General features: G+C 61.2%; 13 protein-coding genes and 9 pseudogenes. 8 read left to right on the top strand and 14 right to left on the bottom strand.

The window, feature by feature from the left end; translation table 11 throughout:
- Nucleotides 1–102: 102 nt before the first annotated feature.
- Nucleotides 103–871 (top strand): annotated as a pseudogene (locus ML401_RS36745) (FAD-dependent oxidoreductase); the annotation flags it as partial.
- Here ML401_RS36745 and ML401_RS36740 read toward each other — a convergent pair.
- Genes ML401_RS36740 through ML401_RS36730 form a run of 3 tightly spaced genes read right to left on the bottom strand, consistent with a single transcriptional unit; the run spans nucleotide 865 to nucleotide 1,418 of the window.
- Nucleotides 865–1,035: a transposase gene (locus tag ML401_RS36740; RefSeq protein WP_376717454.1), complete on the bottom strand. Its 171-nt coding sequence runs from the start codon at nucleotides 1,033–1,035 to the stop codon at nucleotides 865–867. The pseudogene ML401_RS36745 and the gene ML401_RS36740 overlap by 7 nt on opposite strands.
- Nucleotides 1,026–1,265, bottom strand: coding sequence for a hypothetical protein (locus tag ML401_RS36735; protein WP_376717453.1), 240 nt, complete (start codon nucleotides 1,263–1,265; stop codon nucleotides 1,026–1,028). Before ML401_RS36735 ends, ML401_RS36740 begins: the two co-directional genes overlap by 10 nt.
- A gap of 12 nt (nucleotides 1,266–1,277) precedes the next feature.
- Nucleotides 1,278–1,418 carry a hypothetical protein gene (locus ML401_RS36730; protein ID WP_285813320.1) on the bottom strand — a complete coding sequence of 47 codons (141 nt, stop codon included), beginning with the start codon at nucleotides 1,416–1,418 and terminating at the stop codon, nucleotides 1,278–1,280.
- A gap of 109 nt (nucleotides 1,419–1,527) precedes the next feature.
- On the opposite strand from ML401_RS36730, the pseudogene ML401_RS36725 reads away from it, so the two are divergent.
- Both ML401_RS36725 and ML401_RS36720 read left to right on the top strand, forming a co-directional pair.
- Nucleotides 1,528–1,897 (top strand): annotated as a pseudogene (locus ML401_RS36725) (FAD-dependent oxidoreductase); the annotation flags it as partial.
- A gap of 31 nt (nucleotides 1,898–1,928) precedes the next feature.
- Nucleotides 1,929–2,225 (top strand): ferredoxin family protein, encoded by a 297-nt coding sequence (locus ML401_RS36720; protein ID WP_285813319.1) that lies wholly within the window; start codon nucleotides 1,929–1,931, stop codon nucleotides 2,223–2,225.
- Between the two features lie 604 nt (nucleotides 2,226–2,829).
- Here the strand turns inward: ML401_RS36720 and nodU are convergent.
- The gene (nodU, locus tag ML401_RS36715) at nucleotides 2,830–4,527 is read right to left on the bottom strand and encodes a nodulation protein NodU (protein WP_285813318.1); all 1,698 of its coding nucleotides are present in this window, start codon (nucleotides 4,525–4,527) and stop codon (nucleotides 2,830–2,832) included.
- A 271-nt stretch (nucleotides 4,528–4,798) separates the two neighbouring features.
- Between nodU and ML401_RS36710 the strand changes: the two genes are divergently transcribed.
- The gene (locus tag ML401_RS36710; RefSeq protein ID WP_285813217.1) at nucleotides 4,799–6,103 is read left to right on the top strand and encodes an IS701 family transposase; all 1,305 of its coding nucleotides are present in this window, start codon (nucleotides 4,799–4,801) and stop codon (nucleotides 6,101–6,103) included.
- 157 nt (nucleotides 6,104–6,260) lie between these two features.
- On the opposite strand, the gene ML401_RS36705 is transcribed toward ML401_RS36710, so the two are convergent.
- Both ML401_RS36705 and ML401_RS36700 read right to left on the bottom strand, forming a co-directional pair.
- Nucleotides 6,261–6,605: a hypothetical protein gene (locus tag ML401_RS36705; protein ID WP_285813317.1), complete on the bottom strand. Its 345-nt coding sequence runs from the start codon at nucleotides 6,603–6,605 to the stop codon at nucleotides 6,261–6,263.
- Nucleotides 6,605–7,408 (bottom strand): annotated as a pseudogene (locus ML401_RS36700) (IS5 family transposase); the annotation flags it as partial. The pseudogene ML401_RS36700 and the gene ML401_RS36705, both read right to left, overlap by 1 nt.
- A gap of 107 nt (nucleotides 7,409–7,515) precedes the next feature.
- Between ML401_RS36700 and ML401_RS36695 the strand changes: the two are divergent.
- From ML401_RS36695 to ML401_RS36685, 3 genes and pseudogenes are all read left to right on the top strand, one after another.
- On the top strand, nucleotides 7,516–8,376 hold the full coding sequence (locus ML401_RS36695) for a site-specific integrase (RefSeq protein WP_285813316.1): 861 nt from the start codon (nucleotides 7,516–7,518) through the stop codon (nucleotides 8,374–8,376).
- Nucleotides 8,377–8,385: 9 nt separating this feature from the next.
- A pseudogene (locus ML401_RS36690) lies at nucleotides 8,386–9,579 on the top strand (IS91 family transposase).
- Nucleotides 9,576–9,815: a hypothetical protein gene (locus ML401_RS36685; protein ID WP_128929832.1), complete on the top strand. Its 240-nt coding sequence runs from the start codon at nucleotides 9,576–9,578 to the stop codon at nucleotides 9,813–9,815. The pseudogene ML401_RS36690 and the gene ML401_RS36685 overlap by 4 nt, the downstream one beginning before the upstream one ends.
- Nucleotides 9,816–9,933: 118 nt before the next feature.
- Here ML401_RS36685 and ML401_RS36680 read toward each other — a convergent pair.
- The 3 genes and pseudogenes from ML401_RS36680 to ML401_RS36670 form a co-directional block, all read right to left on the bottom strand.
- Nucleotides 9,934–10,221: pseudogene (locus ML401_RS36680) on the bottom strand (transposase); the annotation flags it as partial.
- A 217-nt stretch (nucleotides 10,222–10,438) separates the two neighbouring features.
- The gene (locus tag ML401_RS36675; RefSeq protein ID WP_285813217.1) at nucleotides 10,439–11,743 is read right to left on the bottom strand and encodes an IS701 family transposase; all 1,305 of its coding nucleotides are present in this window, start codon (nucleotides 11,741–11,743) and stop codon (nucleotides 10,439–10,441) included.
- A gap of 283 nt (nucleotides 11,744–12,026) precedes the next feature.
- Nucleotides 12,027–12,242, bottom strand: a pseudogene (locus ML401_RS36670) (transposase); the annotation flags it as partial.
- Nucleotides 12,243–12,511: 269 nt separating this feature from the next.
- Here ML401_RS36670 and ML401_RS36665 point away from each other — a divergent pair.
- A pseudogene (locus tag ML401_RS36665) lies at nucleotides 12,512–13,733 on the top strand (IS110 family transposase).
- A 309-nt stretch (nucleotides 13,734–14,042) separates the two neighbouring features.
- Here ML401_RS36665 and ML401_RS36660 read toward each other — a convergent pair.
- The 5 genes and pseudogenes from ML401_RS36660 to ML401_RS36640 form a co-directional block, all read right to left on the bottom strand.
- A pseudogene (locus ML401_RS36660) lies at nucleotides 14,043–14,303 on the bottom strand (transposase); the annotation flags it as partial.
- Nucleotides 14,304–14,355: 52 nt separating this feature from the next.
- Complete coding sequence (locus ML401_RS36655; RefSeq protein WP_285813315.1) at nucleotides 14,356–15,744, bottom strand: IS1182 family transposase; 1,389 nt, start codon at nucleotides 15,742–15,744, stop codon at nucleotides 14,356–14,358.
- Nucleotides 15,745–15,863: 119 nt separating this feature from the next.
- Nucleotides 15,864–16,261: pseudogene (locus ML401_RS36650) on the bottom strand (transposase); the annotation flags it as partial.
- On the bottom strand, nucleotides 16,149–16,547 hold the full coding sequence (locus ML401_RS36645) for a transposase (RefSeq protein WP_285813376.1): 399 nt from the start codon (nucleotides 16,545–16,547) through the stop codon (nucleotides 16,149–16,151). The gene ML401_RS36645 and the pseudogene ML401_RS36650, both read right to left, overlap by 113 nt.
- A 1,079-nt stretch (nucleotides 16,548–17,626) precedes the next feature.
- Nucleotides 17,627–18,532, bottom strand: a complete 906-nt coding sequence (locus ML401_RS36640) for an NAD(P)-dependent oxidoreductase (RefSeq protein WP_285813314.1) — start codon at nucleotides 18,530–18,532, stop codon at nucleotides 17,627–17,629.
- Nucleotides 18,533–18,534 lie beyond the last annotated feature (2 nt).

The raw sequence follows: 18,534 nt of genomic DNA, 5'->3' as shown, positions 1-18,534 counted from the left end.
GGCCGCGCGAATTTGACGACAGCCGGGCACGGATCGCTGTGGTTAGGGCTGGCAATAGCTGGATAGCGTCGGCAACGATGCCCATTGCGGCAGCGCTGATGCGGCCTGACGGTTCTCCAGCTCAAGCGCGGCGAGTATCCGGGGTCGAAGAACGTGCAGGGTGCGATCCTCTATGCCGATATGCTGGAGCCGTTGATCCCCAACTTTCGTGACGACGCGCCGCTCGAGCGACATCTGATCGAACATCGCTTCTGGATGATGGACGACCATTCGCACACAGGCCTGCACTACGGCTCCAACGACTTCAACGAGGAGAAGCCTAACCGCTATACTATCATCCGCGCACAGTTCGCCAGATGGTTCTCGCAGAAGGTCCGCGAGGCCGGCGCCACCTTGCTATGCGAAACAACGGCTACCGAGCTTGTACAGGATGCCGAGGGCAAGGTGATCGGCGTGCGGACTGACCGCGCCGATGGTGAGGTCCATGCCGACGCCATTGTTCTTGCGGAAGGCGTCAAGGGCCTCCTTGGCACGCGAGCAGGCCTGCGCAAGCGGCCGGCGACGGAGACGGTCGCACTCGCTGTGAAGCAGATGCACTTTCTGCCACGCTAGACCATCGACGCCCTCTTCAACATTAAGGGCGATGAGGGCGTTGTTGTCGAAGCCGCGGGGACCATCTCCCGCGGCATGACCGACATGGGGCTTCATCTACGACAACAAGGAATGCATCTCGCTCGGCATCGGCTGTCTGGCCGCAGACTTCCAGCGCTCAGGCGAGACGCCGTATAGTCTGCTTGGTCGCTTCAAGCGGCATCCTTCCGTCGCACCGCTTATCGACGGTTCGGAGGTAAAAGAATATGCCGCTCATCTCAGCATCGCCCGCGTCAGCTCGTCGCCGCATTTGGAGATGCTGCCGATCCGGTCGGTCTGTCCAGACTGGTAGCGCCGCGGCGTCAGCCCAAAATGGGCGCCGACATTGGTCGACTTCCTGAATCGCTTTGGGTCGTCGACGGTGGCGCGGAATGTCAGCGCCACGAGCGAACCGACGCCGGCACGGTCATCATCCGCCGCACCGCGCTGTCGCTGCGCGCTGCCGTCAGGGCCAGGCGGTGCAGCTTTGCCAGCTGCAGCCGCATCGCATTGCGGGCGTCCAACAGCGGAACGACGATCGCTTCCAGTTCTCTCTTTCCGGTCAAGATCTCGCGTACCCGCGCATCAAAACGGCCGACCGAGATCTCGCCGACCTTGAGGCCGAACGGGCGCAACAGGCCCGCGGATCATGTTCTCCATGTCAACAGCTCGATCGCGTCCGGATCGGTCTCGAGCTTCGCTTCCCGGACCACCTTGCCGTCGCTATCCACCACGCAAATGTTGGTCGCCTCCAGCGACACGTCGAGCCCTGCATAGAAGTCCATCATGCGCCTCCACCGCCGACCGCCGGACCGCACCGCGCGCTCCGTTCGCGAATCGTTGTGAAGCCATTTTCGCAGCAGCACAGCCGGCGAGGGGGCACCGGTCAGTACCCCGGCTATTCATCGCGAGGGCTCCAACCTCGAAATGACATCAGGGCGGATCGCTGCCGAGGCGATTATCCGAATCAAGTGGCGCGGCGCGCCGATGACGGCGAGGAACCTATCGGTTTACGAGACGATGCTTGGCCTGTCGTTCGCCATCAAGAATCTAAGGAAGTACAAGGATATGTCTATTGCACACCCACTCGCAGAACTTCTTTCTGACTTATCCAGAGCTCGTCTCGAAATCCCTGCAAACTTTCTTGCGGGCCGACGGGATACCGAAAGCCGAGAAGGAAACGTCGTCATTAAGATCCTTCGTCAAGGCGCGCTCGTGGACTGGGCTGCTCGGCGACGCCGTCCGCCTCGCGCGCACTTGGCGCTAAGTAGTCTGTCACGTCACATTCGAGGCAAACAATGTCGACCGAGCCATCCATTCGTGTTGAGGACCGGTTAATTCACAACCCCTGCCCAATCGATCCCGGGCGGGCTCACATCAAGGTGCGGCCCCACACAACGCCATCCCTGGAACTCATGAGGATGCTGAGCGCCTGCCCGGCTCACTGCTACACGGCCAATGAGAAGCACCAGATCGAAATCACCGTCGACGGCTGCATCGAGTGCGGTACTTGCCGAGTGATCTGCGAGGCGAGTGATGACATTGAGTGGAACTATCCGCGAGGCGGCTACGGCGTGCTGTTCAAGTTCGGGTAGTCTGTTTGCTCAGCGCTAGCGGCGCGGTGCCCGTAGCAATAAGTTTGAACTGCACCTGCGAGTCATACCGTCAGCACTAACCAGAAGGCCGTCGGCGATCTTGCCCCGCAGAGTCGGTGACCGCCTTCCGGCCTATCGAGGTAATTGGGCGTCACCCGACGGGTGTGTTGGGTGCAGGCGTGTGGACGGCTCTGCCCTGCGGCAAGGCAGGATCACTACACAAGCCCCCGCCTGTACCTGCAAGCCTTGCAGGGGCATCAGCTGTTCGATCTAGTGCAGGCCACAATTGCCCCCTGGGCGAGCAGATCACCCCACACCCAGGGTGCACCATAGGGTGCCGTCGTTCGCCATGCAGCTGGCCTCTACCTCGCCGTCGAGGTCCTCGTCGCTGCGCGGCGCTGGGCGACCGAGTCAGCCAGGCACGGAAGCCCAACCGCGGTCCCCCCACGCATCGCATAGCGATGCCACCGGCCAGATCGTCCGGTGCCCCGCGATGAAGCCGAACTTCATGTCGCTCCCTTCGAGAAGTAGGCAGCGGCCTTCCTAAGAAACAGCCGGATCCCCCGAAATGGCCTGCAAGACGAAGCCTAGCGATGTGGACAGGCTATCGCCTACTTTCACTCTTCTTTGTCCAAAGCTGACCATCGCACCAGACGTTTTCAACACGCCCCCATTGGCAGGCTGCTGCAACATCTGGAAAAAAGCCGCGGCCGTGGTGGTTAGCACTCGTGTTGCAAAGCACTGGGATCCCAGTGAGCCTTTCGTATTGGATGAGAAGCTCGGCTATGGGGTGCTGAGATGACCTGGAGATGGTCTGTAAACGAGCCGATCCGTCGAGGTGGAGAACGGCTGGAATTCTGTCGCGCCATTCCGTCCGCGTCTGGTGATCAAACAGCATGTAAGCATCCGGCGTTCCGGGGCAGAATATTTCCGTCGCACGGTCCTCCAGGCATATCGGTGCCACTGGACGGAAGCGCTCGCGGAGCTTGATATCGTTCAGATGATCCTTCATTGAGGGTGATGTCGCGGCAGCGATAATGCTCCTGCCGCCCAATGCCCGTGGCCCGAGCTCAGCACGCCCAGAGAGAAAGACTACGGGCTTCTGGCGGGCAAGAATCATCGCAAGTTCGCCCGTGCTGCATGGCACGCGTTGCCAGTCTGGCGAGATCTCACCGAGCCGCAGAGCTGGCCCACTATATACCGACCACTCGAGCGCTCTAAACGCGTTTCGCTCTGCCATCGCACAGCAAGCGGCTCCAATCGCGGACCCGCTGTCGTTGGGAAACGGCGGCACCCACACAGCATCGAACAGATCAGTGGCTCGCAGTGCGCTATTCCACTTGATGTTCAGACCGCAGCCGCCGCCTATGCACAGGTTTCGAGCGCCTACGAGGTCCGAATATCGCTGCATGATGTTCGCCATTTCATCAACGAGCAACCGCTCCAAGAAGCAATGAAACGATGCAAGTACGTCCTCGGGCTCCTTAGCACTCAAGCGGAGCGCCATGATATCAAAGAAGTCATGAACAATCGCGCGCAAATTGAGGTGGTCTTGCAACGTGCCGCGGCCGGCGGCGGCCTTGTATAGGTTGGCGCGCTCGGTATCGGCTACAAACCAGTCAGCGTAACCCTCTTGAAACATTGCGACTATATCTTCCTCAACAGACCCTAGAGCGATGTAGGCCATCAGCTTACCAGCAATCCCTAGATCCCACTTGGTGCGATCCGCTCGCTTATACGGTCCAAAGTGATGGCCCGCAGATGCGTAAGCGTGTCCAGTGACCGGAAACAGGCATTCGAGGAACCGAGTACCTTCGTGCCCCACATAGTAGAGACGTGGAAAGGTGCTGCCATCCCACACCATACAGAGCGCGGGCTGCCCCGCTTCGGCAAACGGGCTGGTGCAATACGAGGAGGCCACGTGACTTGCGACGTGTGGATAGCTTGCATAGCTGTAAGTTGTGCCGTCGAGCATCAACTCAGCGCCTTCACGTCTGCTGAGTAGGCCCTCTGCATGGCGCTCCAGATACGACGCTCCTTTCAGCGTGATAGGAATTCCTCCGCTGAGGACATCGAACTGAGACTCTACGTCGCCGATCCAACCGTCAATGACGAATTGGTCAACGCTCTGCGGATCCACACCTTGCTCCACCAAAGCGGAGACGATCGCATCTAGATCGCTAATGTCTTTGTACCGCTTGTTGTTTCCGCGCTTCTCTTGCTCAATACAAAAGATGAGCCGTCCATCCTCGACAAGAGAGATCGCTCCGTCGTGCGTTAGTTTGATTCCGCAGATCCGCATACACACGACTCCTAATCTATCAGCCTCCTCAGCATCTGCATGTTTCAAGCCAGCGCAAACTTACGCTGCTATCTTGCCCCGAATTGTCACGCACCTGACCAAATGAAGGAGTGTCGACATCAGAGAGGAGTGATTTCAGACCGCAGCACCTCATAGGGTGGCGGCTATTCACCTCCACCCCTCCTAGTCTTACTGAGTCAGAGTGTCGCGGCCTTTGTCGACAGGAATCATATATTTGAGAAGACTCACTTTTCAGCAAGCGAGGGCTGAGATGAGTCTGACAAAATCGGGGGACGTCGCGTCGCGGTTTTCGGCATATGTCGAGGGCCTTGCGAGCGTGATTGGACATGCAGGACGCGCCAAACCGCTGCGCGATTACTGTACCGGGTTGATGATGCCATGCGATCGCAAGAGTGTCGAGCCGATGGCGGCGATGACGGCTCCTGAGCGGACAGCAGCGCAGCACCAGTCGTTGTTGCATTTTGTCGGTCAAGGCGACTGGTCGGACCAGCAAGTGTTGGCCAAGGTCCGTGAGTTCGTGCTGCCGAGGATCGAACGCCACGGAGCGATTGAAGCTTGGATCATCGATGATACGGGCTTTCCTAAGAAGGGACGGCATTCGGTCGGGGTTGCACGGCAATATTGCGGCCAACTGGGCAAGCAAGACAATTGTCAGGTCGCGGTGACTCTTTCGATTGCCAACCATCAGGCGAGCCTGCCGGTGGCGTATCGCCTTTATCTACCAAAGGAGTGGGCGACCGACCGTCCGCGTCGGCGCAAAACCGGTGTGCCCAAAGAGATCACCTTCAAAACCAAGCCAGCCATCGCGCTTGAGCAATTGCGCTGGGCCTGTGCGGCGGGCTTGCCGCGTGGCGTCGTGCTGATGGACGCCGGCTATGGCGCTGATACGGATCTGCGTACGAGCATCACAGATCTCGGCTTGAACTATGTGGCCGGCATCCAGCCACAAACGTCGGTATGGCGCCCCGGCACTGGGCCGCGGGTGCCGAAGAAGTGGTCCGGGAGCGGACGACCTCCGAAGTTGCTGCGACGTGATGGCAAGTATCAACCGATCTCAGTTAAGAAGCTTGCGGTCGGCCTGCCAATCGATGCTTGGCGCAAGATCACGTGGCGTGAGGGGACGGCAGAACGCTTATCCTCGCGCTTTGCTCGTGTGCGCATCCGTCCGGCACATCGAGATTACTGGCTCGCCGAAAGCCGGCCGGAGGAATGGCTGCTGATCGAGTGGCCGGAGGGCGAGGAAGCACCCACCAAATATTGGTTCTCGACGCTTCCGGCGAACATTGGATTCCGTCAGCTGGTCGACACCGCCAAGCTGCGCTGGCGCATCGAGCGCGACTACCACGAACTCAAACAGGAGATCGGCCTTGGCCACTTCGAGGGGCGAGGCTGGCGCGGCTTCCACCATCACGCAACGTTGTGCATCGCGGCCTACGGATTCCTGGTCTCCGAGCGGGAGACGATTTCCCCCTCAGCTACAGGTCCCGCCCGGCTTTTCAAAGAAACTACAATTCCCAAAACTTATCGCCCGAGGGGGTCCGCCATTGCGGCCTGAACGGCACGTTCCAAATTCGATCGCGACTGTTCGGCGAGGATTGAGCGTCGCTCTCGCGTCCACACTATCTCGATGCCCCTGTTGCGTCAGGGCAGTCTCAAGTCAAAGTAGTCATCGAAAGTTATGACGCAGTAAGACTAGCAGGCTGTTGAAGAACTCAGCCGCGTTCGCAAACGAAGCCTGACTCCTCGCCATTGTGGATGTAGAAGTGGCCGACGAGCCTGCCTGCAGTGCCGATCATGACCCATCCGCGACCGCAGACGGGATCATTCTCGTCGTGCCCTTCCCACGAGAACTCCGCGCAGGCCGATCCGTCGCGGGTGCCGTAGCGCACGTCCAGGAAGCCCTTGAGAACCCCAAAGGCGATTTCGCCATTGGATTTGCCCTGGAAGGTGAGATGCGCCTCTTCGACAAGATCAAGGAAGTCGCTGTCCCAGTTGTCCATTTCGACGATGCGCCAGCGGCCGACAAAGGCCTTGGCGAAGCCGGGCACCTTGGCCATCAGCCGGTCTCCGCGATCAGCTTGGGCAGCCGCACCAGATTGTAGGCGGTGGCAGCGAAGGTAAAGGCCCATGCGACGCGATCACGGCCACGGAAGCGGGTCTTCTCTTGCCCCGCGACCGTCTTGATCCAGCCGAAGGCCTCCTCGACCCGCTTGCGGATGCGCTGACTGACGGCATAGCGGCCGTGCCGAGTCGTTCGTCCGTCAATCGCAGAACTACGGCCGCTGGTGTTCTGTGCAACATGCGGCGTCACGTTCATCGAGCGCAGTTCGTTGACGAAGTCTTCTGCATCGTAGGCTTTGTCGGCGCCAAGCGTGATCGCTGTCGGCCGGTCGGCACGAGGTTCGATCATGTGCAGCGCGGCCACCCGCTCGGCATGCCCGTCGGCCTGCGTCAGGCAGGCGTCGACCAGCAGGCCGTGGCGGTTCTCCATCAGCCCGTGCCCGATGAAGCACAGTTTCGTCTCCTTGCCTTTCCCCTTGCGGTAGAGCCTGGCGTCCGGATCGGTGGTCGACCTATGGGTGTCGTTCGAGCGTTTCTGGCCATGGAAGTCCGCATCGGCATTGCGCCCGCCTTGCGCCGGCGGCTCGTCCGAGCCGTCCTTGGGCTTGACGCTCTTCATCGAGGCCCAGGCCTCGATCAGCGTGCCATCAACCGAGAAGTGATCGCTCGATAGAAGCTTCTTCACCTTGAGCTGTGCCAGCACCGCCGCCAGGAACTTGGCCGCGATGTCGCCTTCCAGCAGCCGGTCGCGGTTCTTCGAGAACACCGAATGATCCCAGGCGGCGTCGTCAACGCCGATTGAACGAACCCGCTACGCGGCAGTAGGGGGCAAACCTGCTGAACTGAGGTGTCCTGTCTGAGAGGATGTTGGTCTTCGCACCACCCCTCTCAAGACAGGAGACCCAGATGGCTACGATGAGCCCTCTTCGGCAGCGCATGATCGAGGACATGACGGTCCGCAATCTGTCGCCGTCGACTCAACAATCCTATATCTATGCGATCGCAAAGTTTAGCCGCCATTTCGGCTATGCCCCGGACCGGTTGAGTTTCGAGCAGGTCAGCGCCTACCAACTACATCTCATCGGCCAAAAGCGCTCGTGGTCCCACATCAATCAGGTGGCCTGCGCGCTGCGGTTCTTCTACGGCGTCACACTCGGGCAGACGGAGGCATTCGAGCGGATCATTGGTGGCCAGAAGCCCGACAAGCTCCCGCTCGTGCTTAGTGCCGAAGAGATCGAGCGCTTCCTGGACGCGGTTACAGGGGTGCGCAATCGCGTCGTGCTGGCGACGGCTTATGCGGCTGGCTTACGGGTTAGTGAAGTCGTCCGCCTGAAGGTGAGCTCGATCGACAGCAAGCGAATGTTGATCCACATCGAGAACGGCAAGGGCGGCAGGGATCGTTACGCGATGCTTTCTCCGCGACTGCTGGAGATTCTGCGTACGTACTGGATGCGAGCCCGACCGGGGCTGTGGCTATTTCCAGGCCAAGACCCAAGTGAACATGTCAGCGTCCGCTGCGTCCAGGCGGCCTGCCGCGCCGCCCGCCGCCGCGCTCGGCTTGCCAAGCCGATTACTGTCCATACGCTCCGGCACTCGTTTGCGACCCATCTCCTGGAAAGCGGGATCGACATTCGCATCATTCAAGTTCTGCTCGGACATGCCGACCTGGGATCGACCGCGCGCTACGCTCAGGTTGCGACCAACCTGCTCGCCCGCACGACCAGCCCATTCGATGGACTCTCCGTCAGGGTGATCCCACCCGACTGAGCTGCGCATATGCGCCCCGTGCTCGAGGTGGCGGACATCCTCCGCCGCCACGGCGGCGCCTTCCGTGCCGCGCAGGGTCCTCGGCTGTCCTCCGATCAGCGCCGTGTGATGGCGGCCATCGAGGCGTGTCGCACAGCGACGCTCGGCGGCCACGTCGAGCGGTGCGACGACTGCGGCCTGGTCCGCGTCGCCTATAACAGCTGTCGCGATCGGCACTGTCCAAAGTGCCAAGCGCTCGCGCGCGCCCAATGGCTCGCCGAGCGCCAGGCCGACCTGCTGCCGGTCCCCTATTTCCATGTCGTCTTCACCGTGCCGGCGCCGGTGGCCGCCATCGCGCTGCAGAACAAGACGGCGGTCTACGACATCCTGCTCAAGGCAGCAGCCGAGACGATCCGTCTCATCAGCGCCAACCCGAAGCATCTCGGTGCCTAGACCGGGATGATCGCCATTCTCCATACCTGGGGCCAGACCCTGACGCATCAGCCGCATGCCCATTGCCTCGTGCCAGGCGGCGGGATCGCCCCTGATGGAAGCTGGGTTCATTGTCGCCCCGGCTTCTTCCTTCCCGTTCGCGTCCTGTCACGATTGTATCGTCGGCTGTTCCTGGAGCGCCTGCAGGCGGCGTTCAATGGCACCAAGCTCCAGCTCTTCGGCCATCTCGCGCACCTCGTCGAGCCAGCGGCATTCGCCCGCCATCTAACCGCCCTCCGCAAGGTCGAGTGGGTCGTCTACGCCAAGCGTCCCTTCGGCGGACCAGAACAGGTTCTGGCCTATCTCGGGCGCTACACCCATCGCGTTGCAATCGCCAACGGCCGGCTCCTTACCTGTGACCAGGGCCACGTCCGCTTCCGGTGGAAGGATTATCGCGCTGGCAACAGATCCAAAGTGATGACGCTCGACACTGAGGAGTTCCTTCGTCGCTTTCTGCTCCACGTATTGCCGAAGGGGTTTCGCCGCATCCGTCATTTTGGCTTCCTGGCGAACGCCTGCCGCGTCGCCAAACTCGCGCGCATCCGAGCGGCGCTAAAGGCGCCAGAGCCGCCTCCGCCTGCCGAAGCTGTCGACTATCGTGAGCGCTGCGCCATCCTCATTGGTCACCGCCTCGACTTGTGCCCCATCTGCGGAGGCCGCATGGTCGAGATTGGGCCTGTGCCGCGTGCGCAAACGCCGCGACGCGCAGCACCTCGCTGCGATACATCATGACCGACTACCTCGACTTGTTCGCTCCCACTGCAGGCATCGCCATGCCGACGTTCTCCGTCGGAACGATCAAGCACGCTCACAACGCGCGGCGAACGGGCGATAGTCAGCCGCTTGGGCTTGACGCGCCGTTCGACGCTATCGACGCCGGCATCCTCTGCTGCCAATATCAACGGCAATCTGCGGCCACACTCGCTCGCGGGCCCGACATCGGGTCAATCGCGCCTACCGGCGCCTAGATCGAGCCCCCATAGGTCCTCGCTCACAAGACGCGGCTTCGTTCAATCCAGCTTCAAATAGGTCCCGCGCTGGACTTGCGGCGAGATCTGCGACGCGGGACCTATTTGAACCCTCCAGTATTCCGACGAACCAGCGGAACAGCAGGTCGTATTCCAGCCGCTCCATCAGAAGCCGCTCGGAGCGGATCGAATAAAACGCCTGCAACAGCATCGCCCGCAGCAGCTTCTCCGGCGGGATCGACGGCCGCCCAATCGGCGAATAGAGCGTGGCAAACTCCCGCTCCAGCGCCGACAGTGCCTCGTTCACCATCGCCCGGATCGTTCGCAGCGGATGATCACGACGCACCCGCGCCTCCAGGTCGACGTAGCTGAACAGCTCGCCCGTTCGATTGTCGCCGCCGCGCACGTACCACCTCCGAATCTCGTCGGAGCCAATGAATCACGGTCGCCGGTCGGCGGCGAGCGCCTTTTTCAACAGCCTGCTAGTCTTACTGCGTCATAACTTTCGATGACTACTTTGACTTGAGACTGCCCTGACGCAACAGGGGCATCGAGATAGTGTGGACGCGAGAGCGACGCTCAATCCTCGCCGAACAGTCGCGATCGAATTTGGAACGTGCCGTTCAGGCCGCAATGGCGGACCCCCTCGGGCGATAAGTTTTGGGAATTGTAGTTTCTTTGAAAAGCCGGGCGGGACCTGTAGCTGAGGGGGAAATCGTCTCCCGCTCGGAGACCAGGAATCCGTAGGCCGCGATGCACAACGTTGCGTGATGGTGGAAGCCGCGCCAGCCTCGCCCCTCGAAGTGGCCAAGGCCGATCTCCTGTTTGAGTTCGTGGTAGTCGCGCTCGATGCGCCAGCGCAGCTTGGCGGTGTCGACCAGCTGACGGAATCCAATGTTCGCCGGAAGCGTCGAGAACCAATATTTGGTGGGTGCTTCCTCGCCCTCCGGCCACTCGATCAGCAGCCATTCCTCCGGCCGGCTTTCGGCGAGCCAGTAATCTCGATGTGCCGGACGGATGCGCACACGAGCAAAGCGCGAGGATAAGCGTTCTGCCGTCCCCTCACGCCACGTGATCTTGCGCCAAGCATCGATTGGCAGGCCGACCGCAAGCTTCTTAACTGAGATCGGTTGATACTTGCCATCACGTCGCAGCAACTTCGGAGGTCGTCCGCTCCCGGACCACTTCTTCGGCACCCGCGGCCCAGTGCCGGGGCGCCATACCGACGTTTGTGGCTGGATGCCGGCCACATAGTTCAAGCCGAGATCTGTGATGCTCGTACGCAGATCCGTATCAGCGCCATAGCCGGCGTCCATCAGCACGACGCCACGCGGCAAGCCCGCCGCACAGGCCCAGCGCAATTGCTCAAGCGCGATGGCTGGCTTGGTTTTGAAGGTGATCTCTTTGGGCACACCGGTTTTGCGCCGACGCGGACGGTCGGTCGCCCACTCCTTTGGTAGATAAAGGCGATACGCCACCGGCAGGCTCGCCTGATGGTTGGCAATCGAAAGAGTCACCGCGACCTGACAATTGTCTTGCTTGCCCAGTTGGCCGCAATATTGCCGTGCAACCCCGACCGAATGCCGTCCCTTCTTAGGAAAGCCCGTATCATCGATGATCCAAGCTTCAATCGCTCCGTGGCGTTCGATCCTCGGCAGCACGAACTCACGGACCTTGGCCAACACTTGCTGGTCCGACCAGTCGCCTTGACCGACAAAATGCAACAACGACTGGTGCTGCGCTGCTGTCCGCTCAGGAGCCGTCATCGCCGCCATCGGCTCGACACTCTTGCGATCGCATGGCATCATCAACCCGGTACAGTAATCGCGCAGCGGTTTGGCGCGTCCTGCATGTCCAATCACGCTCGCAAGGCCCTCGACATATGCCGAAAACCGCGACGCGACGTCCCCCGATTTTGTCAGACTCATCTCAGCCCTCGCTTGCTGAAAAGTGAGTCTTCTCAAATATATGATTCCTGTCGACAAAGGCCGCGACACTCTGACTCAGTAAGACTAGAACAGTAATCGTGTAGGCGCCCCCACGTAGCGGATGATGCTCGATTGTCAGAGATGCTTGTGACTGGTTTGACGGGATCTCATGTGACCGAACATACCCGCGATACTAACGCCTTCGCAATTATAAGGGATCCTGTCCCCTAGCGTGGTGTAGGTGGCGGCGGGTCACCGCGTTCGCCGGCGAGAGCCGGGCTGGTCAGCTGGCGATAGCTGGAAGGCTGACGGTGGGATCATCGCTCAACGGCGCGATGGTTTCCAGCGTCATGTAGCGGGCACGCTGGACAGCCCATTCGTCGTTCTGCTCGAGCAGGATCGCTCCGATGAGGCGGACGATGGCGTCTTCATTGGGGAAGATGCCGACCACTTCGGTCCGCCGCTTGATTTCGCCGTTGAGGCGCTCGATCGGATTGGTAACCGGTATGAGATGTCTCGGTGCCAACGTTCCCGCTGCGGTGTTCTACATCGTGGCGTATGGTGCGACCATCGGGACAGAGGCACCGGGAGCACGAGGTGCGGGCAGGCCGATGTTATTCGATGAGCCGAGAGCTCGAGTTAGTAGCTGGCCGCGTCTGCGACTCGCCCGGTTGCGCTGGGAGCGCGAATCCGTAGTTGTCGTGTCGCCCGCAGCTCCCGTCATGGTCATGTATCTGGCAGGAGGTGCGAATGCGACGGGTGATTGGCATTGACGTCCACCGAACTTTCGGCGAGGTGGTTTTTTGGGAGGATGGCAGGCTCCGACTACGGGCCGCATCGATATGACGCGGACTGCGCTGGAGGGATTTGGCAAGACCCTGCTGCCCAGCGATGAGGTAGTGGTCGAAGCGACCGCCAACAGCATGGCGGTGTCGCGAGTTCTGGCGCCGTTCGTGGCACAGTGATTATCGTCAATCCGCTGCAGGTAAAGGAAAGGCGATCGCCCAGGCTCACGTTAAGACCGACAAGATCGATGCCGGCACGCTCGCCAGTCTGCAGGCGGCCGGGTACCTGCCGCAGATCTGGACGCCTGATGCGGAGACCGAACGCAAGCGTCGGCTGGTGGCGCGGCGCTACCAGGTCGTGCGGCATCGCACGCGGCTCAAGAACGAGGTGCATTCGATCCTGCACGCCCACCTGATCCCGAAGTGCCCGCATGCCGATCTTTTCAACGCCCGCGGCCGAACTTGGTTGGCCGCCCAACAACTGCCGGACGATGAGCGCGCGGCCATCGATCGGCACGTCCGTGAGCTTGACCGGCCGGCCGAAGATCTAGCTCAGCTCGATCGCGAGATCGCGCAGGACGCCATCGACGATCTCGCGGTCAACAGATTGATGACGATCACTGGCGTCAATCTGGCGGTCGCCGCCGGCATCGTGGCGGCGATCGGCGACATTAGCCGGTTCGACAGCCCGCAGAAGCTGGTGAGCTATTTCGGGCTGAACCCCGCGGGTGCGGCAGTCGGGACTGGGAGCCGCCCATCACGGTCGCATCAGCAAGATCGGCCGCAGTCACGCGCGCGCCATGCTGGTCGAGGCGGCCTGGGCCGCGGCCAAGGCGCCCGATCCACTGCATGCGTTTTTCGTGCGGATCCGCGCTCGGCGCGGCCATCAGGTCGCCGCGGCGGCCGTGGCTCGCAAGCTCACGGTGCTCTGCTGGCATTTGCTGACGAAGGGCGAGGATTACCTGTGGGCACGCCCGGCGCTGGTCGCCAGCAAGACCCGCGCGATGCAACTTCAAGCCGGACATCCGCAACAGAGAGGTAGCGGACGTGGACTAGCCTATGCCTACAACATCAAGGCGCTGCGCAACCGCGAGATGTTGATCGCCGCGCAGGCGGAGCGAAGCTACGAACGATTGGTTTCGCAATGGAAACCGCGGCGGCCAAAACCCGGCGCGCGGGCGCCTCAGCTCGGCAGGACAAAATAGGCGGTCCGGTGACGCTTGCAGCCGACGCGTCACGCTTCGCCACGAGGTCGCCCGCGCCCGAGAACCATAACCGCCGCTGACGGCAAGTGCCAGCCAGGAATGCAGTCCCGTTCCACGCCAGCATGCCGCCGTGCTCGGGCCGGTCAAGGCCAAGCCTCGCGGTGGCCGCCAAACGCGGCCAGCCTTGACCGACCCTGCGCGCGGCGGCTGCGAGATTGGTGGCCGGGACGGAAGAATGGCCCGCGGCCGAACAAAAGAATGGACGCACGCGATCTCCGCAATCGTCATCGCGGCGGTCACAAAAAATCACTTGTCCATCTCATCCGTGGAGTGCAGCTTGGCGCGGTGCGGAGCCGGGAAGCTCATATAGGCGAGCACGTCGGGCTCGGCTTCATCCATGAAGGCGGCGAGCCTGGGCAGCTTGGGACGGAGCTGGTCGGCGACCTTGCGCCACTGCATCCTGGCCGCTTCGGCATCGTCCTGGGCGAAGGCGGTGGCGATGAAGGCCGAGACGACGCGCCGTCCGCTTTTGCCGGCATGCGCCAGGACGTTGCGCATGAAGTGGACGCGGGGGTCGTTGAAGAAGTGGCCCATAGATTCGCGCGATGCAGCGACCGGCCTATCATGGCCCTCGCGTCAAAGCCCGCGCTACGGCGCTATCTGAAGCCGCAAACGCATTATGAGGGACAATCCAAGACAGAATAAGCGCAAGGAGAGCGGTTGCCAGCCGCTTGAGGTTGATGGCGGCGGCCGTCAGGTAGGCCTGGATCTTCATATTCGGTAGACCGCGCCGTACGGCGCGCGCCAGCCCATGCCAAGTTTTGGCTTCGCCGTGGAAGCCCTCTGAGCGCCAGCGATGGCGTTGATAGAGATGTCGATCCTGCTTACTCCATCGCTCGCGACGGCGGCGGGCGCGCAGCAGTGCCGGATAATGGTCACCGACAACGACCGCTTTGTTAACCCGCCCTTTGGATAGGCAATCCCCCTTGAGCGGACACCGGGTGCAATCCTTCGACTTCGAGTAAAAGAAACGGCCGTGCTTGATGGGCCGCGCGGGGCGCAAGATACGTCCTCGCGGGCACTTCAAGATGTCGTTCTTGGCATCGTACCGGAAGCGTCTGAGCGGTACGCGACTCTTGATTGGTTCGGCTTTAGCTGGGATGAGGGCATCAATGCCGCGCCGCTCGAGCGCGCCGTAGACTTTAGCGTAGGCATAGCCCGCATCGGCGGTGACGACCTTGATGTCGATGCCCGTAATCGCTTCGACCTCATCGACTTGCGGCTCGATCATCTCTCCTTCGTTCGTTTGTCCAGTCGTGACCGCGACATCCAGAATGACACCGACCTTGTCATCGACGGCAGTGTGCTGCTTGTAAGCGGGCTCCAGCCGCCGGTTTCGGGCATTCGTAGCCATTGTCGCATCGGGATCAGTCGTGCAGACCTTTTTGTACTTCCCGCTTTGCCGGCCCTTTCTCTCATCCTCGCTTTCATCTTCGCTTTGATTTTCGCTCAGCACATCCACCACATGCTGCTCGGTGAGGCTATCCCAACTCACGTTGGCGCGGATTAGCGACGCATCGATGTGAACCACTTCGGCTGTTGCGATCTTGGCCTTCAGACAGGCCTGGACCGTGCGTTTAAAGATCCTACGGAATCGCTCTTCGCCCCAGCGCTGGCGGATGCGCGTCAGGCTGGAATGGTGCGGTAGCTGCTCATGCAGGCCATAACCAGCAAACCAGCGAATGGCGATGTTAACCTGAGCCTCTCGGATCAGCTTGCGATCGTGCACGATGCCGGTGAGCAGACCCGCGAGCATCAGGCGGACCGCGGCCTCCGGATCGATGCCTGGCCGACCGTCGTTCGCGCTATAGCAGTCGGAGACCTCTTCCCTTAGCCAAGATAGGTCGAGCACACGATCGACCCGTGCCAGCACGTGCTCATCTGGGACGAGCTGTCTGAGCGAGCCAGTGATGAAGAGCTCCAACTGATCCCGCTCCTTGCGCCCCAGCATCTCGTTTGCTCCGCCAATCGCGAATCGCCGACGAGAACGGAATCAGCCAATTGCAGCTTTTTCAACGACCCCACGCGACAGCGCTGCCAGGTGGCATTGAGCACCTTGGCGACGGTAGCCTTGATGCCTTCGTGGGCATCCGAGATCACCAGCTTGACGCCACGCAGCCCGCGGCGGGCGAGCTGGCGCAAGAACGCGGTCCAGAACGTCTCGGCCTCGGACGGGCCGATGTCCATGCCGAGAATCTCGCGCCGGCCGTCACTGTTGACGCCGACCGCGATGATCACCGCGACTGAGACGATGCGGCCATTCTGGCGCACCTTCCGTAGGTGGCATCGATCCACAAATACGGCCAGTCGCCCTCGATCGGACGGGCGAGGAAGGCCTTCACCTTGTCGTCGATCTCACCGCAGAGCCGGCTCACCTGGCTCTTGGAGATTCCGCTCATGCCCATCGCCTGCACGAGGTCGTCCACCGAACGGGTCGAGACGGCCTGCACATAGGCTTCCTGAACCACGGCGGTCAGCGCCTTCTCGGCCATCCGGCGTGGCTCCTGGAGAGCCGGGAAAGTAACTTCCCTTGTGCAGCTTGGGAATGCGCAGCTCGACCGCGCCGGTGCGCGTCTCCCAGGTCCGGTCACGGTAGCCATTGCGCTGCGCCAGACGCTCGGGGTTCTTCTCGCCGCAGGCCGCGCCGGTCAGCCCGCCGACCTCCAGCTCCATCAATCGCTGGGCGGCAAAGCCGATCATCTCGCGCAGCAGGTCGGCGTCAGGGGCCTTCTCCACGAGCGCGCGAAGGTTCATCATCTCGTCGGTCATCGGTGGTTCCTCGAATCAGGTTGGTGGTCAGCAATCCGACCCTACCGGCGAACTGCCGGTGACCACCGCAAAGCCGTCCGCCCGCTACGGCGCTATCTGTAAGCGCGCGTGCGGACGGCTTTGCTCTACCGAGCTACACCATCAATGGGGACACGACCCGGCATCAGTCCACCGATGGTCGGCTATAGCTTCGAGGGCGGTCGCGGCGATGATTGCGTCGATCGGCATCTGGCAGGCTTTACGGGCATCCTGCAGGCCAACGGCTATCCCGCTATAATCGGGCCGCCAGGTTAGCGGGTCCCAAGAGCGCGTGATGCTGGCAGCGTGCTTTGTCCACGTCGGGAGACGGATATACAATATACGAGCTTCACGTCGACGAGAGCTCCTGCCGACCCAGACCGTCACCGGCAAGCCAGGCTGTAGAGATCATACGCAGCCAGTATTTTGGGACGCGGATGAAAGCGCGCCAAACGGGTCCGCAGCTATCGTACGTGCGCTCTTCGATCTATGGACCACGGAGCTGCCGGGTCCGTCGGGCAACTCCGCACTAGCCGAGGCGATCCGCTATGCCACATCCAGACGCACCGCCATCGAGCGCTTTCTAAGCGACGACGTATCGAGATCGGCTCCAACACCGTCCAGCCATGACGGCGGCCGCACCTGGGCAATCCATCGTGTCGCTCACGCAGGCCGCGAAGATGCACGATGTCGCTTTCCGCTCACCTGGCTGACGCAAACTCTCCAGTAGTACGCGCAGGGAAGGCCGATATCGCAAATCGATGCGCTCATGCCTGGCCCTTCAAAGCCGGAATGGCCTCAGTTTGGCGCTTACGCAGAACCCGCACGACGCAGACCTAAGAGAGATGGTCGTGTTTGGCCTTCTGGTTGTCCCTCCCAGCCCGACCAGTCCTGGGGTCGCTGGAAGGTATTGCCCGCGAACTGACTCCAGTGGTCAGGCGATCACCGAGTCGAGTGGTTTTGAATGTCAATTTATAAGCCGCCGTGCCAGGACTTCCACTACTTGCAGCGGAGGCGGGCGACACTGCCGTTCAACCAGACAGACTTTATAGGTAGGACAAATGGGGCAGTGTCAGCTCGCCCTTACCAGCAGCGGCCGAGACGCTCAACTTGTGCGCAGCAGCCGCCAAGACAGGCACCGAAACGGCGTTCTTGTCGGCCAGGCGCACTGCGCACTCAATATCCTTTGCCGAATTGGCAATAGAGACAGCCAGGACATCCGGTTTCTCTCCCAACAGAAAGGCCACGAAAGCTTGGAATATTCCGCTATTGGTGGAGCCGCGACTGACCAGAGAGCGAAGTGTTACCAGATCGATATTAAGAGCGTCCGCGAATTGGCAGACCTCCGCAGCGACGGCCGCTGTGCCCATTGTCATACTGTTATAAACAAGCTTCAGCGTATGACCTTGTCCGACATCTCCCACATGAAGAACCGTCTCGCAAAACGCAGCAAGAATGCGCTCAGCCGCGGGAAAGAGGGCTTCGTTCGACCCAACAATCGCGTTGAGAAGACCAAGCTCTGCTTGTTCGGGACTTCGTGTTACTGGGGCATCTACAAAACCTAAGCCACGTTTTTGGGCCCGCTCAGCCAGCGCAACTGTCGAAGCAGGATAAGACGTAGTGCAGTCAATTATCAACCCTCCACAAGGCATATGAAGAAACAGCCCATCCGGCCCAAGGCACACCGCCTCAACCTCGCGGCTTGAGGGCAGCGATAGTACCACGGTAGTTACGTGCTGCGACAACTCGGCGACGGACGGATGTTCATATGCACCTGCAGCAGCCAATCGGTCCGCACCGTGGCGATGAATGTTGGCTTTGATATGCAGCTCGAACTGGCGACGCAACAGGCTGATACCCATTCCGCTCCCCATCCGCCCGACGCCGATCAGGCCTATCCTCTGCTTCGCTGTATTTCGACCTGCGCCGGCCACCGACTTCTCGTCTGTCATGG

Source organism: Bradyrhizobium sp. 62B, assembly GCF_030272265.2.
In the GTDB taxonomy this organism is placed as follows: domain Bacteria; phylum Pseudomonadota; class Alphaproteobacteria; order Rhizobiales; family Xanthobacteraceae; genus Bradyrhizobium.
Note: the sequence above shows the minus strand (reverse complement) of the source record. Positions and strands in the feature narration are given on the sequence as shown.

Bases quoted from the DNA above. Each gene is read 5' to 3' on its own strand.
- nodU (WP_285813318.1), bottom strand. From the start codon at position 4,527: ATGCGGATCTGCGGAATCAAACTAACGCACGACGGAGCGATCTCTCTT.
- ML401_RS36675 (WP_285813217.1), bottom strand. From the start codon at position 11,743: ATGAGTCTGACAAAATCGGGGGACGTCGCGTCGCGGTTTTCGGCATAT.
- ML401_RS36655 (WP_285813315.1), bottom strand. From the start codon at position 15,744: ATGCTGGGGCGCAAGGAGCGGGATCAGTTGGAGCTCTTCATCACTGGC.
- ML401_RS36640 (WP_285813314.1), bottom strand. From the start codon at position 18,532: ATGACAGACGAGAAGTCGGTGGCCGGCGCAGGTCGAAATACAGCGAAG.
- ML401_RS36710 (WP_285813217.1), top strand. From the start codon at position 4,799: ATGAGTCTGACAAAATCGGGGGACGTCGCGTCGCGGTTTTCGGCATAT.
- ML401_RS36695 (WP_285813316.1), top strand. From the start codon at position 7,516: ATGGCTACGATGAGCCCTCTTCGGCAGCGCATGATCGAGGACATGACG.
- ML401_RS36730 (WP_285813320.1), bottom strand. From the start codon at position 1,418: ATGATGGACTTCTATGCAGGGCTCGACGTGTCGCTGGAGGCGACCAAC.
- ML401_RS36705 (WP_285813317.1), bottom strand. From the start codon at position 6,605: ATGGCCAAGGTGCCCGGCTTCGCCAAGGCCTTTGTCGGCCGCTGGCGC.
- ML401_RS36685 (WP_128929832.1), top strand. From the start codon at position 9,576: ATGACCGACTACCTCGACTTGTTCGCTCCCACTGCAGGCATCGCCATG.
- ML401_RS36720 (WP_285813319.1), top strand. From the start codon at position 1,929: ATGTCGACCGAGCCATCCATTCGTGTTGAGGACCGGTTAATTCACAAC.
- ML401_RS36645 (WP_285813376.1), bottom strand. From the start codon at position 16,547: ATGAACCTTCGCGCGCTCGTGGAGAAGGCCCCTGACGCCGACCTGCTG.